Source organism: Pseudomonadota bacterium (assembly GCA_034660915.1).
Lineage (GTDB): Bacteria > Desulfobacterota > Anaeroferrophillalia > Anaeroferrophillales > Anaeroferrophillaceae > DQWO01.
This window is the reverse complement of the sequence record JAYEKE010000144.1, coordinates 8,950-11,422: the sequence shown is the minus strand read 5'-3', so window position 1 is coordinate 11,422 and position 2,473 is coordinate 8,950. Positions and strand designations below refer to the sequence as shown.

General features: G+C 51.6%; 5 protein-coding genes. 1 reads left to right on the top strand and 4 read right to left on the bottom strand.

The window, feature by feature from the left end; all coding sequences use genetic code 11:
• Together U9P07_08645 and cysD are read right to left on the bottom strand one after the other, a co-directional pair.
• Positions 1-261, bottom strand: a 261-nt coding sequence (locus tag U9P07_08645; GenBank protein MEA2109471.1) for a four helix bundle protein, incomplete at its 3' end; no start/stop codon positions are given.
• Between the two features lie 55 nt (positions 262-316).
• Entirely contained in the window at positions 317-1,228 is a 912-nt protein-coding gene (cysD, locus tag U9P07_08640) for a sulfate adenylyltransferase subunit CysD (GenBank protein MEA2109470.1), read from the bottom strand.
• A gap of 79 nt (positions 1,229-1,307) precedes the next feature.
• Between cysD and U9P07_08635 the strand changes: the two genes are divergently transcribed.
• Entirely contained in the window at positions 1,308-1,571 is a 264-nt protein-coding gene (locus U9P07_08635) for a hypothetical protein (GenBank protein MEA2109469.1), read from the top strand.
• Here U9P07_08635 and cysC read toward each other — a convergent pair.
• Positions 1,457-2,071, bottom strand: coding sequence for an adenylyl-sulfate kinase (gene cysC, locus U9P07_08630; GenBank protein ID MEA2109468.1), 615 nt, complete (start codon positions 2,069-2,071; stop codon positions 1,457-1,459). The genes U9P07_08635 and cysC overlap by 115 nt on opposite strands.
• A 111-nt stretch (positions 2,072-2,182) precedes the next feature.
• A partial coding sequence (locus U9P07_08625) for a UDP-glucose/GDP-mannose dehydrogenase family protein (GenBank protein MEA2109467.1) occupies positions 2,183-2,473 on the bottom strand: 291 nt, incomplete at its 5' end.

Below are 2,473 nucleotides of genomic sequence, written 5' to 3'. Positions count from 1 at the left end.
TTTTTTAATGTAAGCTATTTCTAAACCAATATAAATTTGCGTCCGCAGCTCGGCGCAGGAACCTTTGGCATAGGAAAGAAATTTCAGACATTCACGGGTTGATTCACGTTCAAAGCCTTCGGCAATATTGCTGGGGACAGAAAGACCTGAACGGGTTATCTGATCTTTAAAACCATAATCTCGGCAAGAAGAAAAATGCTTATATATTTCGGCGCTCAAACTGGTTGCCCGCTTCCAAACCACAAGGTCCTCAAACCTCATTTTCCCCTCCCACCTGCAGCCTTTAGCCTTTAGCCTTTAGCCTTATACCTTTCTTTTAAAAATACCCCTCTCGTTTTTTCTGCTCCATCGAGCCTTCCTGATCGAAGTCAATGACCCGGGTGGTACGCTCGCTCTTGGTCACCACCATCATCTCTTCAACGATTTTTTCGATGGTATCAGCTTCGGATTCAATCGCCCCGGTCAGAGGATAGCAGCCCAGGGTGCGGAAGCGGATCATTCTTTTCCGCGGCTTTTCCCCAGGTTTCAAAGGCATACGGTCGTCATCCACCAAAATCAGGTTGCCGTCGCGCTCAACTACCTCGCGCTCGGCGGCATAATACAACGGCACAATGGGAATTTTTTCCAGGCGGATATACTGCCAGACATCCAGCTCCGTCCAGTTGGAAATGGGAAAAACCCGGATGCTTTCCCCGGGATTGACCCTGGTATTGTAGAGGCTCCAGAGTTCCGGACGCTGGTTCTTGGGATCCCACTGGTGAAAATTGTCCCGGAAGGAGAAAACCCGCTCCTTGGCCCGGGATTTTTCCTCATCCCGGCGGGCTCCACCGAAAGCGGCATCAAATCCGTACTTGTCCAGAGCCTGGAGCAGAGCCTGGGTTTTCATCACATCGGTATGGACCTTGCTGCCGTGGGTAAAAGGCCCGATCCCCTGGCGCCAGCCTTCTTCATTGTAGTGGACAATAAGATCAATATCGTGGCGGCGGCAGAATTCATCGCGAAAGGTAATCATGTCGCGAAATTTCCACCGGGAATCAATGTGCATCAGGGGAAAGGGAATCTTGCCGGGGGCGAAGGCCTTTCGGGCCAGGCGGGCCATGACCGAGGAATCCTTGCCAATGGAGTAGAGCATCACCGGATTGGAAAACTCGGCCGCCACTTCCCGGATGATATGAATGCTTTCCGCTTCCAGTTCCTTCAGGTGGGAGAGGGAATATTTTCTTTCCATAAGAAATACCTTTTATAACTTTTCAACTTTCTAAGTTATGCTAAAAACAGCTGGAAGAAATTTCCCCGGATGTTCCGGCATGGCTCTCGCTCATTCTCGCCGGCCGTCCATGGCCGGCTTCCGAGGCGTCCGCCACGAATCACATCGTGTGATTCGTTCGGCGGCCAATACCGCTATGAGCCAAGCCCGAACATCCGGAAATACAAGTCAGAAAGTTGAAAAAATTTTTTACACCTCTATCAGCTGCCGCTGTCGCAAACAGGTGATAATGAGGTCCACCGCCTCCGCTTCCGATAACTCATCCGTCTTCAGAGTAAATTCCGGCTTTAAGGGTGGCTCGTAAGGAGCCGAGACGCCGGTAAACTCGGCAATCTCGCCGGCATCCGCTTTTTTATAAAGACCTTTGGGGTCCCGGAGGCGGCAGGCATCCAGGGAGCAGTCCAGGTAAATTTCAATAAAATCGCCGGGGGCCATCAGGGCGCGAACGGCGTCGCGGTCACGGCGGTAGGGAGAGATGAAAGCGGTAATGGCCACCAGGCCGGCTTCCATCAGGATTTTTGCCGTTTCACCCACCCGACGGATATTCTCCTGCCGATCGGCCGGGGAAAATCCCAAATCGCGATTCAAACCATGGCGGAGGTTGTCTCCGTCAAGAACATAGTTACGCACCTGCAAGGCATGAAGTTCTACCGCCAGGCGGTTGGCCAGGGTGGATTTCCCGGAACCCGACAGGCCGGTAAACCAGATAACAGCGGAACGATGCCCGTTGAGCCGGGCGCGCTGCTCCCGGCCAAGCAGTTCAGCATTCCAGGTCAAATTCTCAGCTTTGGGGTTGCCTTTCACCTTTTTCCTTTCACCTTTCGCCTTTAGAGTAAATAGGGGACAGACCACGGTTTTTGAGCCAAGAAAGCATGAAAAATATTTTAAAAAATAAGAAAAACCGTGGTCTGTCCCCTATTTTCTGCCAACCCCATAATACTCAAATCCAGATTCCCGCATCTTAGCCGGGGTATAGACATTGCGCAGATCGATGAAGATTGGGGTTTTCATCCGCTTTTTAATGTCCGCCAGGTCCAGGGCCCGATACTGGTTCCATTCGGTCAAAAGAACCACCGCATCAGCATTATCGCAAGCTTCGTAGGCGGAATTGGCGTAGGTGAAATCAGGAAACATTTTCTTCGCTTCGGACATCCCTTCAGGATCATGAACCTGAAGCCGGGCCCCTTTATCAGCCAGGGGCGGCAA